Origin of the sequence: Kocuria sp. SL71, assembly GCF_026672465.1 — a bacterium.
GTDB classification, from domain to species: Bacteria; Actinomycetota; Actinomycetes; order Actinomycetales; family Micrococcaceae; genus Kocuria; species Kocuria palustris.
In genome coordinates this window covers 1,401,629-1,416,763 of record NZ_JAPPRE010000001.1, presented here as the reverse complement: position 1 = coordinate 1,416,763, position 15,135 = coordinate 1,401,629, and the positions used below count along the sequence as shown (strand labels likewise).

14 protein-coding genes and 1 pseudogene are annotated in these 15,135 nt (G+C 70.4%); 8 read left to right on the top strand and 7 right to left on the bottom strand.

The genetic code is table 11. From position 1 onward, the window contains the following. Window positions 1-3 precede the first annotated feature (3 nt). Together OVA15_RS06350 and OVA15_RS06345 are read left to right on the top strand one after the other, a co-directional pair. Entirely contained in the window at window positions 4-1,056 is a 1,053-nt protein-coding gene (locus OVA15_RS06350) for a ferredoxin reductase (protein WP_206391018.1), read from the top strand. A gap of 51 nt (window positions 1,057-1,107) precedes the next feature. After that, window positions 1,108-2,247, top strand: coding sequence for a fatty acid desaturase family protein (locus OVA15_RS06345; protein WP_081749241.1), 1,140 nt, complete (start codon window positions 1,108-1,110; stop codon window positions 2,245-2,247). Between the two features lie 54 nt (window positions 2,248-2,301). Here the strand turns inward: OVA15_RS06345 and OVA15_RS06340 are convergent, their stop codons facing one another. Continuing rightward, a complete protein-coding gene (locus OVA15_RS06340) occupies window positions 2,302-2,892 on the bottom strand; it encodes a TetR/AcrR family transcriptional regulator (RefSeq protein WP_241180513.1) in 591 nt (196 codons plus the stop codon). Between OVA15_RS06340 and OVA15_RS06335 the strand changes: the two genes are divergently transcribed. Then, window positions 2,797-3,948 (top strand): MFS transporter, encoded by a 1,152-nt coding sequence (locus OVA15_RS06335; RefSeq protein ID WP_268145634.1) that lies wholly within the window; start codon window positions 2,797-2,799, stop codon window positions 3,946-3,948. The genes OVA15_RS06340 and OVA15_RS06335 overlap by 96 nt on opposite strands. Beyond that, window positions 3,891-4,133, top strand: a complete 243-nt coding sequence (locus OVA15_RS06330; protein WP_241180512.1) for a hypothetical protein — start codon at window positions 3,891-3,893, stop codon at window positions 4,131-4,133. The genes OVA15_RS06335 and OVA15_RS06330 overlap by 58 nt, the downstream gene beginning before the upstream one ends. Window positions 4,134-4,255: 122 nt before the next feature. Here the strand turns inward: OVA15_RS06330 and OVA15_RS06325 are convergent, their stop codons facing one another. The 3 genes and pseudogenes from OVA15_RS06325 to OVA15_RS06315 form a co-directional block, all read right to left on the bottom strand. Further along, window positions 4,256-5,671: a sugar porter family MFS transporter gene (locus OVA15_RS06325; RefSeq protein ID WP_206391023.1), complete on the bottom strand. Its 1,416-nt coding sequence runs from the start codon at window positions 5,669-5,671 to the stop codon at window positions 4,256-4,258. A 3-nt stretch (window positions 5,672-5,674) separates the two neighbouring features. Beyond that, on the bottom strand, window positions 5,675-6,502 hold the full coding sequence (locus tag OVA15_RS06320; protein WP_268143798.1) for a YbiU family protein: 828 nt from the start codon (window positions 6,500-6,502) through the stop codon (window positions 5,675-5,677). Between the two features lie 163 nt (window positions 6,503-6,665). Then, window positions 6,666-6,884: pseudogene (locus OVA15_RS06315) on the bottom strand (YbiU family protein); the annotation flags it as partial. A gap of 239 nt (window positions 6,885-7,123) precedes the next feature. On the opposite strand from OVA15_RS06315, the gene OVA15_RS06310 reads away from it, so the two are divergent. Both OVA15_RS06310 and OVA15_RS06305 read left to right on the top strand, forming a co-directional pair. Next, window positions 7,124-8,245, top strand: a complete 1,122-nt coding sequence (locus OVA15_RS06310) for an ROK family transcriptional regulator (protein WP_206391028.1) — start codon at window positions 7,124-7,126, stop codon at window positions 8,243-8,245. Between the two features lie 41 nt (window positions 8,246-8,286). Continuing rightward, a complete protein-coding gene (locus tag OVA15_RS06305; RefSeq protein WP_268143796.1) occupies window positions 8,287-8,919 on the top strand; it encodes a GNAT family N-acetyltransferase in 633 nt (210 codons plus the stop codon). Window positions 8,920-8,951: 32 nt separating this feature from the next. On the opposite strand, the gene OVA15_RS06300 is transcribed toward OVA15_RS06305, so the two are convergent. After that, window positions 8,952-10,316: an NAD(P)/FAD-dependent oxidoreductase gene (locus OVA15_RS06300; protein WP_268143794.1), complete on the bottom strand. Its 1,365-nt coding sequence runs from the start codon at window positions 10,314-10,316 to the stop codon at window positions 8,952-8,954. Between the two features lie 166 nt (window positions 10,317-10,482). On the opposite strand from OVA15_RS06300, the gene OVA15_RS06295 reads away from it, so the two are divergent. Then, window positions 10,483-11,373, top strand: a complete 891-nt coding sequence (locus OVA15_RS06295) for an aminotransferase class IV (protein WP_268143792.1) — start codon at window positions 10,483-10,485, stop codon at window positions 11,371-11,373. A gap of 12 nt (window positions 11,374-11,385) precedes the next feature. Here the strand turns inward: OVA15_RS06295 and OVA15_RS06290 are convergent, their stop codons facing one another. Continuing rightward, on the bottom strand, window positions 11,386-11,889 hold the full coding sequence (locus OVA15_RS06290) for a hypothetical protein (protein WP_268143790.1): 504 nt from the start codon (window positions 11,887-11,889) through the stop codon (window positions 11,386-11,388). Between the two features lie 219 nt (window positions 11,890-12,108). Further along, a complete protein-coding gene (locus tag OVA15_RS13240) occupies window positions 12,109-13,605 on the bottom strand; it encodes a transglycosylase family protein (RefSeq protein WP_442786727.1) in 1,497 nt (498 codons plus the stop codon). Between the two features lie 477 nt (window positions 13,606-14,082). Between OVA15_RS13240 and OVA15_RS06270 the strand changes: the two genes are divergently transcribed. Next, window positions 14,083-14,871, top strand: coding sequence for a phage holin family protein (locus OVA15_RS06270; protein ID WP_006214438.1), 789 nt, complete (start codon window positions 14,083-14,085; stop codon window positions 14,869-14,871). Window positions 14,872-15,135: the final 264 nt, after the last annotated feature.

Below are 15,135 nucleotides of genomic sequence, written 5' to 3'. Positions count from 1 at the left end.
CTCATGCACCGTCCGACCCTGCTCTCCCGCGCCGCCTCCGTATTCACCACTCCCCGCTCGCCCCAGGACTTCCTGCGCCTGGTGGATCCCCTGGCCAGCTCGCGTCAGCTGCGGGGGGCCGTGACCGCCGTCGTGCCGGAGGGGCCCGACGCCGCGACGATCCGCTTCCGCCCCGGTCGAGGGTGGCAGGCGCACCAGCCGGGCCAGTGGGTGCGCATAGGCGTGGAGATCGACGGCGTGCGCCACTGGCGCTCCTATTCGCTGAGCTCGGCCGGCGACGAGGACCCGGCCATCACGGTGACGGCCTGCGGTCTGGTCTCCGAGGCCCTCGTGCGCCGGACCCGCCCCGGCAGCATCCTGTTCCTGGACCGGCCCGAGGGCGACTTCGTCCTGCCCTCGGCGCCTCGGCCCCTGCTGATGCTCACCGCCGGCAGCGGCCTGACGCCCGTGATGTCCATGATCCGCACGCTCGTGCCGCGGCGCGTCGATGCCGATGTGGTCCTGGTGCACTGCGCCCCCAGCGCGCCGCGCAGCCTGTTCCGCGAGGAGCTGGCCGAGCTCGCGGATCAGTTCCCGTCCCTGCGGGTCGTCGAATGGCTGCGCGAGGACCGCGGCCGCCGCCTGGATCTGGCGACCCCCGACGATCTCGCGGCGGCCTGCCCCGACTGGCGCGATCGCGCCGCCTACGCTTGCGGCCCGGGGAGCTTCCTCGATGACGCCGAGAGTCTCTGGGCCCGCTGCGGCGGTCACCTCCAGGTCGAGCGCTTCGCCGCCCCCGTCGCACCGGGCCCGCCCGGGGACGGGGGACCGGTGGTCTTCGAGGCCTCGACCGTCGAGACCGTCGCCGACGGCACCCAGACCCTGCTGGAGGCGGGCGAAGCCGCCGGCATCGCACTGCCCAGCGGCTGCCGCATGGGGATCTGCCACTCCTGTCTCACCCCGCTGGGCTCCGGGCGCGTGCGCGACACCCGGACCGGTCAGATCCACGGCGATCCCGGCGATCTGATCCAGACCTGCGTCTCCGCCGCGGCGGGACCCGTCAGCCTGCGCGCCTGAATGCTCGCGACCACCCCCTCAGCTCCCATCACCGCACCTGGAGGATCCTCGATGACCATCGCCCCGCAGCGCCTCGACCAGCCGCTGGAGACAGAGTCCGAGGCTCCGGCTCATCGCGAGCCGGCGCCCCGACCCCGCACCTCCGCCCACCTGAGCAGCGAGCAGATCGACGAGCTGGGCCGTGAGCTCGATGCCCTGCGCGCCGAGATCATCGATGCCCGCGGCAGCAGGGACGCCGCCTACATCCGTCGGGTGATCGCCGTGCAGCGCAGCCTGGAGCTGGCCGGGCGAGCCGCCCTGCTGCTGGCCAGGCACCGTCCTGCCTGGATCGCCGGGACGGCCATGCTCTCGGTGGCCAAGATCCTGGAGAACATGGAGATCGGCCACAACGTCCTGCACGGGCAGTGGGACTGGATGCGCGATCCGGACATCCACTCGCGGACCTGGGAGTGGGACTTCGTGACCCCGGCCCGCGCCTGGCAGCACACCCACAACGACCTGCACCACGTGTGGACCAACGTGCTGGGCAAGGACCAGGACATCGGCTACAACCTGCTGCGCATGGACGAGGATCAGTCGTGGACCCCTCGCAGCCTGGGCAACCCGCTGTACAACGCGGTGCTGGCCCCGTTCTTCGAGTGGGGCATCGCGATCTACGACCTCGAGCTCGAGGACTACCGACGGGGTCTCAAGTCCCGCGAGGATCTGGTCCTGGGCCTCAAGGCCCTCGGCCGCAAGTTCGTCCGCCAGGCGGCGCGCGACTATGCGGCCACCCCGGCCGTCGCCGCTCTCACGGGCTCGGGCCGTCAGGCGCTGACCGCGGCCCTCACGGCGAACGCGGTGCGCAACGTCTGGGCGCACGCCGTGATCTTCTGCGGTCACTTCCCGGCGGGCGCCGAGACGTTCACCGAGGAGCAGATCGAGGGGGAGACCCGGGGCGACTGGTACGTGCGTCAGGTGATCGGCTCCGCCAACATCTCCGGCTCCCGCCTGCTGCACATCATGACGGGGCACCTCTCGTTCCAGATCGAGCACCACCTCTTCCCCGACCTGCCGTCGAACCGGTACCCGGAGGTCGCGGTGCGGGTCCAGGAGATCTGCCGGCGCTACGGGCTGCCCTACACGACCGGCCCGCTGCCCAAGCAGGTCGCCTCCGCGTGGAAGCGGGTCTGCCGCCTGGCGCTGCCCTGACCCGACGGGGGCTCTGCGCGCCGCTCGCCGGCGGCCTGCAGAGCACCGCAGAGCTCAGGCCCCGGGCTCCGCGGAGCGGTGCCCCTCCGGCAGGGGATCGTGCTCGGCGGCGGCGGCCACGACGTCGTCGAAGGTCTCCCGGAAGATGCCGCTGAGCAGCGCGGTCGCGTCGTCGTCGGTCCCGGCCAGGTCGGGCAGGCGCAGGCTGAGGATGGTGTTGATCAGCATGCCGTGGGCCAGGAACGCCCGGGTGCGCTGCTGCGACAGCCTGATCTCGAAGCGCAGCAGGCGGTAGATGCTCAGGAAGCCGTCGCGGGCCATGGGCCCGAAATGCGGGTCGTGGCCCATGCTGAAGAGATGGCTGACGGTGCGCAGCACGCCGGGCTGGTGCATCAGGCGCACGTAGGCGAGTCCGAGCCGGTCATCGAGCGGAGCCTGGGCCTCGGCCTCCTGGGCCGCGGCGCTGCGGAAGGCCTCCTCCGTGCGCTCGTGCGCACGCTGGGCGACCTCGGCGAACAGCGCTTTCTTGGAGCCGAAGGTCCGTACCACATAGGCCTGGCTCACTCCCGCGGCCAGGGCCACGGCATCTGTCGTGGCGCCGGTGTAGCCGCGCTCGCCGAAGACCCGGCTGGCGGCCTCGAGCATCTGCTCCCGGCGCTGGGCCGCCGTCGGGTCTTCCTGGGCGACCTGATCATCTTCACCCTGGCCTCGATCGCCCGCGGGCTCAGCAGCGAGGTCTGGATGCTCATCCTGGCCCGAGCGATCCAGGGTGCCGGGGGAGCGGCGATCATGCCGCTGTCGCTGACCCTGCTGTCCACATCGGTCCCGGAGAAGATGCGACCCATGGCCATCGGCGTGTGGGGCGGCGTCTCCGGGCTGGGCATCGCCCTCGGTCCGCTGATCGCAGGAGCCGTGGTCGAGGGCCTGAGCTGGCAGGCGATCTTCTGGCTGAACATCCCCATTGGAGTGCTGCGCCTTCCTCCGATCCTGGCTGCACTGCCGGAGTCCTACGGACGGCCGCAGCGCCTGGACCTGCTGGGGCTGGCGATCGCCGGTGTCTTCCTGGTCGTCTTCGGCATCGTGCGCGGCGAGGAGGCCGGCTGGTCCAGCGGCGAGGTCCTGGCCTCGCTGATCGGCGGCGGCGCGCTGCTGATCGCGTTCATCGCCTGGGAGGCTCGCGCCCCGGAGCCCATGATGCCGCTGCGTCTGTTCCGCAATCGCAGCTTCGCCGTGGCCAACATCGTGGGCGTGCTGTTCTCGCTGGGCATCTTCGGGGCGGTGTTCATCCGCATCCAGTTCCTGCAGGTGGCTCAGGGCGCCTCGGCACTGAAGGCCGGCGGGCGGACCATGCCGTGGACCATGGCGCCGCTGGTCGTCGCGCCGCTGGCCGGGCTCATCACGCCCAGGATCGGCGTGCGCCCTGCGATCGTGGCCGGGCTGGCCTGCATGACGGCCAGCCTGGTCTGGATCGCGCTGGTGTGGAGGCGGACGTCGAGTACATCCGGCTGGTGCCTCCCTACGCGCTCGCGGGGATCGGCATGGGGTTGGTGTTCGCCCCGATCGCCTCCGCCGTGCTGGAGGGGATCGCCCCGGAGGACCAGGCCGTGGCCTCCGGGACGAACTCGACGGCCCGTGAGATCGGCGTGGCCCTGGGCATCGCGGCGCTGTCGGCTGTGTTCACGACCGCAGGCGGCGAGCTGACGCCCGACGGCTTCATCAACGGCGCCGTTCCCGCGATCGCGGCCGGTGCCATCGCCTTGGCCGCAGCCACATTGGCCGGGCTGTTGCTGCCCGGGTTCAAGCCGGTGCGGATCTCCCCGCTGACCGGCGAGCCGGTGGTCCGTCACCGCGCCGAGACGCCTCGGGCCAAGCACCTCCAGGGGTGAGCCGATCGACGTGGGGCCGGCGTGCGAGCCCGTGAGCCTCGCCGAGGCATGCGGCGAGGGCCCCGCCTCGGAACGTTGCCGGTGCGGGGCCCTGTGCTGCGCCTGAAGCAGGACGCTCAGACTCAGGCCACCATGTCCTCGAGCTCCCTGCCCTTGGTCTCGCGGATCATGAGCCGGACCACGAAGAACGAGATCAGCGCGAAGCCCGCATAGAGGCCGTAGGCCAGGGCCAGGCTGGCCGCCGAGAGGACCGGGAACGTCGCGGTGACCACGAAGTTCGCGACCCACTGAGCGGCGCCTCCGATGCCCAGGGCCATGGCTCGGATGCGGTTCGGGAACATCTCGCCCAGCAGCAGCCAGACCAGCGGTCCCCATGACGCCGCGAAGCCGACGACGAACAGGTTGGCGGCGATCAGGGCGATCACACCCCACGGATCGGGCAGCGACAGCGCGCCGTCGACCGTGGTCGCCTGCGAGAACGCGATCGCCATGGTTCCCAGCGACACGGTCATCACGACCGAGCCGATCATCAGCAGGAGCTTGCGGCCCAGGATGTCCACGAGCGCGATGGCGATCACCGTCGAGACGAGGTTCGTCAGCGAGGTGATCACGGAGATCGTGAACGAGTCGGACTCCTGGAATCCGACCGATTTCCAGAGGGTCGTCGAGTAGTAGAAGATCACGTTGATGCCCACGAACTGCTGGAGCACCGAGAGCAGGATCCCTGCCCACACGATCGTCTTCAGCCCGAAGCGCCCGCCCAGCAGGTCGCTGAAGCGCTGCCGGTGCTCGGTGTCGACGGTCTGCTGGATCTCCTCGATCTTCTGCTCGACGGCCGGGCCGGAGGCGATGCCCACGAAGCCGGTGAGCACCCGTCGTGCCTCGTCAGGCCGGTTCTTCTCGACCAGGTACCGCGGGGATTCCGGGAGGCTCAGTGCGAGCGCCCCGTAGACGATCGAGGGCAGCAGCGCCGAGAGCAGCATCCATCGCCACGCGGCCAGACCGAGCCACGGCTCGGCGGCGCCGCCGGCCACCCGTGCCAGGGCAGCGCCCACCAGCAGCGCCAGGAAGATGCCGGTGACCAGCGACAGCTGCTGCAGGGTGCCCAGCCGTCCGCGCAGATGCGCGGGAGCGACCTCCGCGATGTAGGCGGGAGCGATCACGGAGGCGAAGCCCACGCCCACGCCTCCCACGAAGCGCCACAGGATCAGATCCCAGACCGAGAAGGCAAAGGCGGAGCCGATCGCGGCAACTGCCAGCAGGCCGGCAGCGATCAGCATGGTGCGCACGCGTCCCACGCGCTCTGCGAAGACGCCCGCGTACCAGGCGCCCAGAGCGGCGCCCAGCAGCGCGCAGGACACGGCGACGCCGAGCATCCCCGGGCTCAGATCGAAGGCCAGCTGGATGGCGTCGACACCGCCGTTGATGATCGCGGAGTCGAATCCGAACAGGAAGCCGCCCAGGGCGGCGATGCACACGGCGAGCAGCAGGCGGCCCGAGAGCCGCCCGCTGCTCGTCGAGATTTCCCTGGTCTCCATGGATCAGTCGACACCCAGCCCGAGACCGCGCTGGCCGACCTCGTTGAGCTCCTCCGGCTGGAACCGCTCCTGCCAGTCAGTCTCGTAGTCCTCCTCGGGGAAGTCGCTCGGGGAGCGGCCCTCCTGGAAGTCCTGAGCCACCGCGGCGGCGTAGGCGCGGTTCTTCTCGCACATGGGGGCGGCCGGGATGTACATGACGTTGCCCCAGCCCTTCTGATCGTCCACCGGGGCGACCGAATGGATGACGTCGGCGTGCCACCACACCGAGTCGCCGGCCTGCAGGTTCGGGATCGGGGTGAGCGCGCGCATCAGCAGCGGGTGCCACTGCTCGGAGATGGGCAGCACGTGCTGGGGCGTGACGCCGCACAGCTCGTCCTCCGGGACATCGTCCTGCAGTGCGCGCAGGAGGATGTAGGCCATCGCCTCGGGGATGGGGACCACGTGCAGCACGCCCTGGTCGTTGTCCATGTCGGACAGCGCTGTCCAGCCCTGGAAGGTGCGGAACATCGAGCACATGGTCGTCCCGCCCTCGTACTCGAAGACGTCGGTGCGGTATGCGGCATCCCAGGGGTTGTAGTCCTCGATGTCGCCGTCGAAGACGTGGCGGAAGACCCTCTGGTAGGCAGGCAGCAGCCATCGCTCGAGGGATCCTGAGTCGGTGTGCGGACCCAGGCCGCCCGAGTCGGTGCCCGGGGCGCGGCGGCGGACGCGGTCGGGGTACATGGCGTCCTGATCCGGGTCGAACCAGGTCCTGCCTTCGGTCTCGAAGTCCCACCGGTGGTTCAGGAAGGACTGGACGGTTGCCATGCGCTTGTCCTGGCGAGCCTCCATCTGAGGGCGCGACCAGTAGATCGGGAAGATCTCCGGGCGCGAGGCGCTCCTGGCCGAGGGTTCCGAAGAAGTCGTCGCCGGGGCCGCGGTACTTGCTGTCGAAGTCGTTGAGCTCGACGTACTCCACGAGCTTCTGGTCCCATTCCAGGGCCAGGTCCCGGGGGAAGTGCTCGCGCACGACCAGGCACCCGCGCTCGCGCAGCAGCGCCGCGGTGTCCTCCGGGACCTTGCCGCCCTCGAGGTCGGCGTAGTCGACGACCGGCCATACGGGATCGCCTTCGGCTCGCAGGGCCTCGATGCGCTCGACCTTCTGCTCGACGATCCTCGACAGGCGCTCGAAGGCGTCCTTCACGTCGATCTGCGAGCGGATCTTCTGCTTCATCGCGCGGATCTCGCCGGCGACGTCCTCGGGCACCTTCGGTGCGGCGGGGGCTGTGGGCTGCTGTGACATCATTGTCTCCCAGTTCTAGTTAAGGGGATTTACTAGGAGCCCCGTGGGCGCAACGGTACAGGTGACGCAGCGCATAGTAAAGGGACTTTCCTAGAAACGTGCGGGAGGTCCGCGGCGTTCCGGTTGGACAGCCCTGCGGTAGTGTCGAGGCCCGAGCGAGAGGCGCGTCGATGATCGAAGCGGAGCAAAAGCAGGTCGGAGGGGAGCCTCGCAACAGCGATCTGGCGTTCCTGCGCGCCGTGATCGAGCACGGCTCCATCTCTCGCGCCGAGGCCGCGACGGTCACCGGGGTCTCCAAGCCCACTGCGTCGGCCGCCGCCTCCCGCCTGGAGTCGGCGGGCGTCGTCCGCGATGTCGGGAAAGGGCAAGGGGGCCGAGGCAGGTCGCCTCAGATCTACGAGGTGTCGCCGGAGTTCGGGACCGCTGTGGTGGGAGCGGCTCGGGCAGGCTCCCTGACGCTGGGGGAGGTGGACCTGCGCGGCGACCTCGTGCGCCAGCAGCGCTTTCCGCTCGATCTGCGCATCACCGAGGATGACTTCGCCCGTGTGCTGGCCTCCTCCGCGCGAGAGTTCTGCAGCGCAGCGGCTCCGCCCCTGTGCGCAGCCATCTCCGTGGCGGCACCCGTGGATCCTCGGACCTCCCGACCCGTTCGCCTGGAGGAGGCGCCCTTCCGCGCTGCGGATGTGGACGTGGTGGGCATCCTCGCGCCGTTCGTCAGCGGCCACGTGGTCGTGGACAACGACGTCAACTGGTCCGCAGCGGCAGCGTGCGAGCTGCACCCTGAGATCGCCCGCGGACTCAGCCTGCACCTTCATCTGGGGACGGGGCTCGGTGCTGCGCTCACCGTGGATGGACGACTGGTACGGGGACGTCGCGGGGCGTTCGGCGAGATCGGCCGGCTCCGCGGGGCCGGCCGCACGGTCTCGGCCCGGCTCGAGCAGCTGGCCGTGCTGGGAGGTTCCGGCCACTCGCTGGATGTCGAGCGAACGGCTGAGGTGCTCAAGGCCGACGACGCGCAGTCCGAGGACCTGAGGCAGGTGCTCGCCGAGGCCATCGGCAACGCCATCCTGATGATCGATCCCGAGCACACTGTGCTCAGCGGCCCGTTGGCAGAAGACTCGGAGGCGCTGGCGATCCTTCGCCGTCGGGTGGTCCGGACCATCGACGAGGAATCCCTTCCAGCCTCCATGGTGCTGCCCTCAGATCCCGATCCGGCTCTCCTGGGGGCCGTGGTCCACGCCCAGAGGATGCTCCACGAACTGGCCTCACAGGCGGTGGCCGCCGTCGGGTGAGCCGCAGCGGGCGCGGCCCGGGCGCAGCCTAGCATGGCCCCATGAGCGCATTCCTGAGCATCCCCGCCCTGCGGGGTCCGCTGGCCTCGCTGGTCGCCCTGGGGGACGAGCATGCCGAGGACCTCGCGGCCGCCGCTGGCCAGCCGGGCATGCAGTCGCTGTGGTACACCCGCATCCCGGCTGCCGAACCAGCATCCGTGGCCGAGGAGATCGCGCTGCGCCACCGCCAGCACGCCGCGGGCTCCATGGTCCCGTGGGCCGTGCTCGATGCCGACGGCCGCGCGGTCGGGATGACCACGTTCATGCACATCGAGCCCGAGCATCGGCGACTGGAGATCGGCTCAACCTGGCTGGCCCCCAGCGTGCAGGGGACAGGGGTCAACTCTCAGATCAAGCTGCTGATGCTGGCCCGGGCCTTCGAGGACCTGGACTGCATCGCCGTCGAGTTCCGCACGCACTGGCACAACCGCCAGTCCCGGGCCGCGATCGCCGCGCTGGGGGCCAAGCAGGACGGGGTGCTGCGCAGCCACCAGCTCATGGACGACGGCTCGCTGCGCGACACCGTCGTCTTCTCGATCACCGCCACGGAATGGGCGATCGTGCGCCGCGGGCTGCTCGAGCGGCTGCGCTCGCGGCATGGGATCGAGCCCGCCGAGGCCCTCGGCGGGCCCTGAGCGTCCGAGGGGACGGGCCCGCCGGCCGGGGCTCAGCCCTGGTGTCCCGGCCCGAACCTCCGCCTGTTCGAGTGCTCGGTGAACTCCCTGGCGGCGCGCATGGAATCGACGTTGCCGGTGACCGGATTCGGCTGGTGCCGGCTGCGTGCGGCGTAGAGGGAGATCAGGTTCATGGTCACGGCGCGGCGATTGCGTCCGCCCATGAGCTTCATGACGTGGATCCCCAGCCAGGCGAACCATCCGGCGGTGCCGGTGATCGCGACCTCGCCGGGGGCGACCACGATCGCAGCGCGTCGCCCGATCGTGGCAGCCTCGCCCAGGTTGGTGTAGTGGAACGGCCGCAGCGACTGGCCCTCGACCTCGGCGCGGACCATGCGCGCAGCATGTACGCCGGTCTGGATAGCCGGCTGGGCGAGCTGGGCCAGGGGCTCGTCGAGCGAAGCGATGTCTCCTGCGGCGTAGATGCCCGGATGGCCCTTGACCTGCAGGGTCTCCTCGACGGCGAGCGCACCGTGGCCCGTGACGGGCAGGCCCCATTCGGAGACCCGCTTCTCCGGGCCGGTGCCGGCGGCCCAGATCGTGATGTCCGATTCCAGCACGGTGTCATCGGCCAGCACCACGAAGTCGTAGCCGACGGCCTTGACCCCCTGGCCGGTGCTGAGCTCCACGCCGCGCTCGCGCAGCTCGTCGGCCGCGTAGTCGCGCAGCTTCTGGTCCTCGAACTGCTTGAGGATGTCCTTGCCGCGCTGCAGGATCCGGATCTGCAGGACGCGCTCGTCGAGCTCCGGGTACATGGTCATCAGCTCGTCGCGGCGGAAGTCGGCCAGAGCACCGGCGACCTCCACGCCCGTGGCTCCGCCGCCGACGATCGAGACGTGCAGGAAGTCATCGGGATCGGAGCGGGTCGAGCGCTCGAGCTCTGCGAAGATCCGATCGCGGATGGCCGTGGCGTCCTGGCGGGTGTACATGGGCATGGCGTGGCGTCGTGCCCCCGTGGTGCCGAAGTAGTTCGCCGAGATGCCGTTGGCAATGATCAGGTGGTCGAAGGCGATCTGCTGCGTCTGCGCACCGCCTTCCTCGACGGACACGATGCGGCGCTGCGGATCCACGCCCACCACGTCGCCCTGGCGCACACGGAGGTTGGGGGCCTTCCGTGACAGCCCGCGCAGCACCATGGTGACGTCGCCGGGGTTCAGGCCGCCGGTGGCCACCTGGTACAGCAGGGGCTGGAAGGTCTTGTAGATGTTGCGATCGATCAGGGTCACGCGAACGCGCGCATCCCGCAGCTCGAGCGCGGCATTGGCCCCGGCGAACCCGCCGCCGATGATCACGACGTGCGGCCAGGACATCCCGTCGGGCGCCGGGATGCGGCGGCGGAAGGCGGACAGCGGGGACATGGCGCTCCTTCGCAGAAGGCGGTCGGTGAGATCTGATGGCTCGGCAGGGTGTTCGGGCCCGTGGCCCGGACATCGCCGCCGGCTCCCCAGTATGCGACCTGACTCGGACGCCGCGCGGTAGCGTGGGGCGGATCACCCCGTCAGTCCCGCAGTCGAGAGGCGGAGCATGAGCCCGATCGTGGCGCTGGTCGTCCTGCACCCCGTGAGCGCCCGCGCGGCGGCAGGGCGTCCCGTGAGCGAGTGCGTCCATCCGCTGCCCGCTGAGGCACCGGCCCTGCGGGTCGAGGACCGCGGCGTCTCCCGCGGTGACGGCGTGTTCGAATCCCTCACGGCCTACGACGCAGACCCCGTGGATCTGCCGGCGCATCTGCAGCGCCTGGCCCGCTCTGCCGACCGCCTGGAGCTGCCGGAGATCTCGGGCGCCGTCGTGGAGGCAGGTGTGCGCCGCGCCCTCGAAACGGCCGGAGCGGGGGAGACGACCGTGCGGATCGTGGTGACCCGCGGCCCGGAGGGCGCCTCCGAGCCCACGGCCTGGGTCACTGCCGCCCCTGCTGCGGATCTGTCCGACCAGCGCCGCGACGGAGTGCGAGTGGTCCTGCTCGATCGCGGCATGCGCTCGGATGCTGGACGAGAGGCCCCCTGGCTGCTCACCGGCGTGAAGACGCTGTCCTATGCGATCCACGCGGCGGCAGCTCGGGAGGCGCGGCGCCGCGGGGCGGATGATGCCGTGTTCGTGAGCACCGACGGATTCGTGCTCGAGGCCACCACGGCCTCCGTGCTGGTGCGCCGAGGGCGGCGGATGATCACGCCGCCGCAGGAGCACGGGATTCTGCGGGGCACCACGGTGACCCGCGCTGCCGCGGTTCTGTCGGAGCTGGGGATGCCGCTGGAGTCTCGTGCGCTTCCGGCTGCCGAGCTCTCGGACTGCGATGCCCTGTGGCTGCTGTCGAGCGGGCGGCGCGCGGTGCCGGTGATCGAGCTCGACGGCCGCCCGGTGCCGGTGGACCGCGAGGTCACCGCGGCGCTGGAGCGGGGGCTGGGCCGCCCGCAGGACTGATGCCGGGAGTGATCAGACGAAGACGCTGCAGGACGCGGTCTTCGAGGAATCGGTGCCCTTGTGCTCGAACACGACCTCGTCGTCGAGCTTGATCGAGCACTCGAGGGACAGGTCGCTGTCCTTCGTGTCGCCCGTGACCACCAGGCGGGGCCAACTGCCTGACGGGATCTCGATCTCCTTGGACCAGCTGTCGCTGAATTCCTCGGTCTCGACCTGGCCGTCGACCTCCCACTCGACCGACCCGCCGGAGCTGGCGGCGGCCTCAAGCGTGACCTTCTGCATGGCCTCGTCCGGCAGCTCGGTCTCCTCGGTCATGGCCGAGGCATCGTCCGAGGCGCCGTCGTCAGCCGAGGCGGTGTTGACCACGAACGCCGTGGGGATCATGACGGCGGCGACTACCAGTCCGATGGCGACGGCGAAGCCGATCACCCAGCCGAGCGCTGCGGCGCTGCGGCGCGCCCAGGGGACGCGAGGCTGATCGTCGGTCGAGCCGGCGTGGTCTTGGGGCTGAGGCACGGTGGGCGTTCCTGCGGGTCTAGGGGGTGCTGCGAGTGTCCTGCACAGAATACGTCCCCGAGGGCCCCTGCGCGTGCGCCGACGCTCATGGCGGGGGGTCGTCGGGCGGATCGCGAGCCGTCTGGACGGAGGGCAAGTGCGGAGAGAGCCCTCGGCACAGGACGAAGGGCCCGGTCCCTCACCAGTTCAGCGAGAGGCCGGGCCCTTCGAGCAGGCGGGTCAGAGGAAGGTGTAGAAGCCGTCCACCTTCATGGCGTTCACCGGGTGGACCAGGGTGCCCTGGTCCGGGTTCAGGGCCGAGATCATGAGACCGTCGCCCAGGTAGATGCCCACGTGGGAGCCGTTGTTCTGGGAGACCAGGTCGCCGACCTGCGGGGTCGAGGTCTTCTGCGCGGCGCCGAACTGCTGCCAGGTCACGCGGGGGATGGAGACCCCGTTCTGGGCGTACACCCACTGCGTGAAGCCGGAGCAGTCCCAGTTCTTGTACGCGGTGCCGCCCCAGACGTAGTTGCCGCCCAGACCGCGCATGGCGGTCTCGACGATGGCCTTGCCGTCGGCGCTGGAGGCACCGTCGGTGATCGACTGCACGTCGACGGCCGTGGTGTCGTCGTTCGAGGCCGCCTGAGCCTGGGCCTGGGCCGAGGTCTCGTAGCCGGAGCCCGAAGCTGCACCGGCGGAGCCCCAGGGAGTCTGCTCCGTGTCGTCGGCGACGACACCGGCGGCGACCGCCGCGTTGAGCACGGAGACGGCCTCTGCGCGGGTGATGCCGTCCCCGACGCCCAGTCGGCCGTCGGTGTCCGGCAGGACGTCCTCGTCGTGCAGCCAGTCCAGCTCGGTGTATCCGGCCTGCGAGGCGGAGACGTCCTGGAAGCGGCTGATCTCCGGGGCGGTGTGGGCCGGTGCGCCGGCCGAGCGGTGCAGGATCAGGCCCAGGGCGGTGGAGTCCACCGGGGCGTCCGGACGCAGGGTGCCGTCGCCCCAGCCGTTGATCAGGCCCTCCTCGACGGCCCAGGCCAGTGCACGCTTCTGGTGGTGGTCGGAGCTGTCGGTGTAGCCCTCGAGGACGCTGAGATCGGCCTCGGGCTGACCGGCGAGCCGGTAGAGCATGGTCAGGAAGTCGGCGCGGGTGACATCGGCGTCGGGGCGGTAGGTGCCGTCGTGGTGGCCGACGATGACTCCGGTCGAGGACGCCCAGTCGATGTCGGCGGAGGCCCAGTACGCGTCGGTGACGTCGCGGAAGTCGATGGGACCGGTGGGGCGGGGGCCCACGGACTGCGTGGAGACCGCCGTGCCGGCGGCTGCGGAGTCGGTCGCGGCCTCGGCTGAGGACGAGGAGGTCGAGGCGGGGCCGGCCGCCATCGGGTTGGCGACGGGCTCGGCTGCGCTGCTCAGGCCCAGACGGGAGGAGCAGGCGGGCCAGGCGCCCCAGCCCTGCCCTGCCAGGACGTTCTCGGCCACGGCGATCTGCTGCTCGCGGCTGGCGTCCTGCGGCTGGCCCGTGCCGCCGAACGAGGACCAGGTCGACTGGGTGAACTGCAGGCCGCCGTAGAAGCCGTTGCCCGAGTCGATGGCCCAGTTGCCGCTCGACTCGCACTGCGCGAGCTTGTCCCAGTCGGATTCGGGCGCGGCCTGCGCGGGAACCGCGCCGAGGGTTGCGAGGGTGCCGCCGGTGACTGCGACGGTGGTTGCGACGCTGAGGGCGCGGGGAGATCTCATGTGGTGCTGCAACTTCCTGAAGGGGGGTGTGCATCGGTATCCGAGCCGGGGCTCTTATGAACTGGTCCGAGGACCGTGGGGAAGCGGTCGGGAACCTGCCCGCAGGCCAGTTCGCTGTGGTGCTGACGGGTTCCGTGTCACCTCGTCCGATGCTCAGCGTCGCGGGCGACTGAAGATCACGGTTGAGTAACGCGGATGACTCTAGGGTGTGCTCCGGGGAGGGGGAAGAAGGCTCGGTTGCCGCCGCGTTAATTTGGGGTGATTTTCCCTGGCTGCGGACGCGAATCGCCTGGTCGCAAGCGTATATCACTTTGCATGTACCAATATGCGGGGCGTTCGTCACTGAGGATCTGCCGCTTGGGCGGGTCTCGCGCGCGGCGTACCGGCTCGGCTTGTCAGCGGTGATACTTTGTTCGCGCACTGCGGTGTCCGAGTGGCCACTGCCCATGAACCATCGATACCCCCACGGAGGCGGGAATGTCCCACGCGGCGGGCTCTGATCAGGGCCGTTCGGCCGAGACGGGTTCGGCACCCATAGCGGATGTCGTGAAGGTCTTCGGCAAGCTTCTTCCCCGTCAGCTCCAGGATGAGCTGGCACTTCTCAAGCTCGAGCTCAAGGACAAGGGCGTCAGCCTCGGCAAGGGTGCCGCGCTGCTCGGCGCCGCGCTGGCCTTCGGTGCTCTGCTCGTCATCGCGCTGGTCGCCGCCGCGATCGCCGGCCTGGCGACCGTCATGCCCCTGTGGCTCTCGGCGCTGATCGTGGCCGCCTTCTTCCTGGTGGTCCTCGCGATCCTGGGCCTGATCGGCTTCCTGCAGATCAAGAAGGCCATGCCGATCAACCCGGTCCAGACCATCCGCGGCCTGAAGTACGACCTCGGCGTCGTCAAGGAGGGCTCGGCCTATACCGAGGCCCGTGTGCGCCGCGAGGAGGCCGAGGCCAAGGAGCGCAAGGCCGAGGAGAAGCGCAAGAAGGCCGACGAGGCCGCCACCGCGCCGCCCGCGCCCACCGAGGCTCAGCTGCGTCAGCGCCTGAAGGTCCGTCGCGACCGGCTCAAGGAGCTGCGCGACGACGTCGAGGGCCGCAAGAACAAGGTCCAGTCCACCACCAAGGGCTTCGTGGACCGCACCCGCAGCTCCGCCTCGGGCGTCGACCTCAAGAAGGCGGCCAAGGAGGAGGCCCTCGGCGGCCGTGCGGCGCCGATGGGCGTCGCCGCCGCAGCCGGCACTGCGTTCCTGGTCCTGCTGATCCGGCTCATCCGCCGCTGATCCGTTTCCTGCCGTCGCAAGGCGCCAGGTCCCCGTCCGAAGGCCCGGCTCCCGCAAGGGTGCCGGGCCTTCGGACTGTCCGGGACCGAGTCGGGCGTCATGCGAGGATGCCTCGAGGGGCTCGCCCGAGGTCCACGCCCGGGCGGCGGCGGCCGATCCGCACACGGCGGTGAGCCGACTGTGAGTCTGCTCATGCGGGACTGGGCGAACGGTGCGGATCCGACGCACCAGCGTGCATCGTCCCTACACTGGCGGGCAGTGTTC

Excerpts from the sequence above, each read along its gene's own strand:
- OVA15_RS06350 (WP_206391018.1), top strand. The coding sequence starts at position 4 with ATGCACCGTCCGACCCTGCTCTCCCGCGCCGCCTCCGTATTCACCACT.
- OVA15_RS06345 (WP_081749241.1), top strand. The coding sequence starts at position 1,108 with ATGACCATCGCCCCGCAGCGCCTCGACCAGCCGCTGGAGACAGAGTCC.
- OVA15_RS06340 (WP_241180513.1), bottom strand. The coding sequence starts at position 2,892 with ATGCTCGAGGCCGCCAGCCGGGTCTTCGGCGAGCGCGGCTACACCGGC.
- OVA15_RS06325 (WP_206391023.1), bottom strand. The coding sequence starts at position 5,671 with ATGGAGACCAGGGAAATCTCGACGAGCAGCGGGCGGCTCTCGGGCCGC.
- OVA15_RS06320 (WP_268143798.1), bottom strand. The coding sequence starts at position 6,502 with ATGGAGGCTCGCCAGGACAAGCGCATGGCAACCGTCCAGTCCTTCCTG.
- OVA15_RS06310 (WP_206391028.1), top strand. The coding sequence starts at position 7,124 with ATGATCGAAGCGGAGCAAAAGCAGGTCGGAGGGGAGCCTCGCAACAGC.
- OVA15_RS06305 (WP_268143796.1), top strand. The coding sequence starts at position 8,287 with ATGAGCGCATTCCTGAGCATCCCCGCCCTGCGGGGTCCGCTGGCCTCG.
- OVA15_RS06300 (WP_268143794.1), bottom strand. The coding sequence starts at position 10,316 with ATGTCCCCGCTGTCCGCCTTCCGCCGCCGCATCCCGGCGCCCGACGGG.
- OVA15_RS06295 (WP_268143792.1), top strand. The coding sequence starts at position 10,483 with ATGAGCCCGATCGTGGCGCTGGTCGTCCTGCACCCCGTGAGCGCCCGC.
- OVA15_RS13240 (WP_442786727.1), bottom strand. The coding sequence starts at position 13,605 with ATGAGATCTCCCCGCGCCCTCAGCGTCGCAACCACCGTCGCAGTCACC.
- OVA15_RS06270 (WP_006214438.1), top strand. The coding sequence starts at position 14,083 with ATGTCCCACGCGGCGGGCTCTGATCAGGGCCGTTCGGCCGAGACGGGT.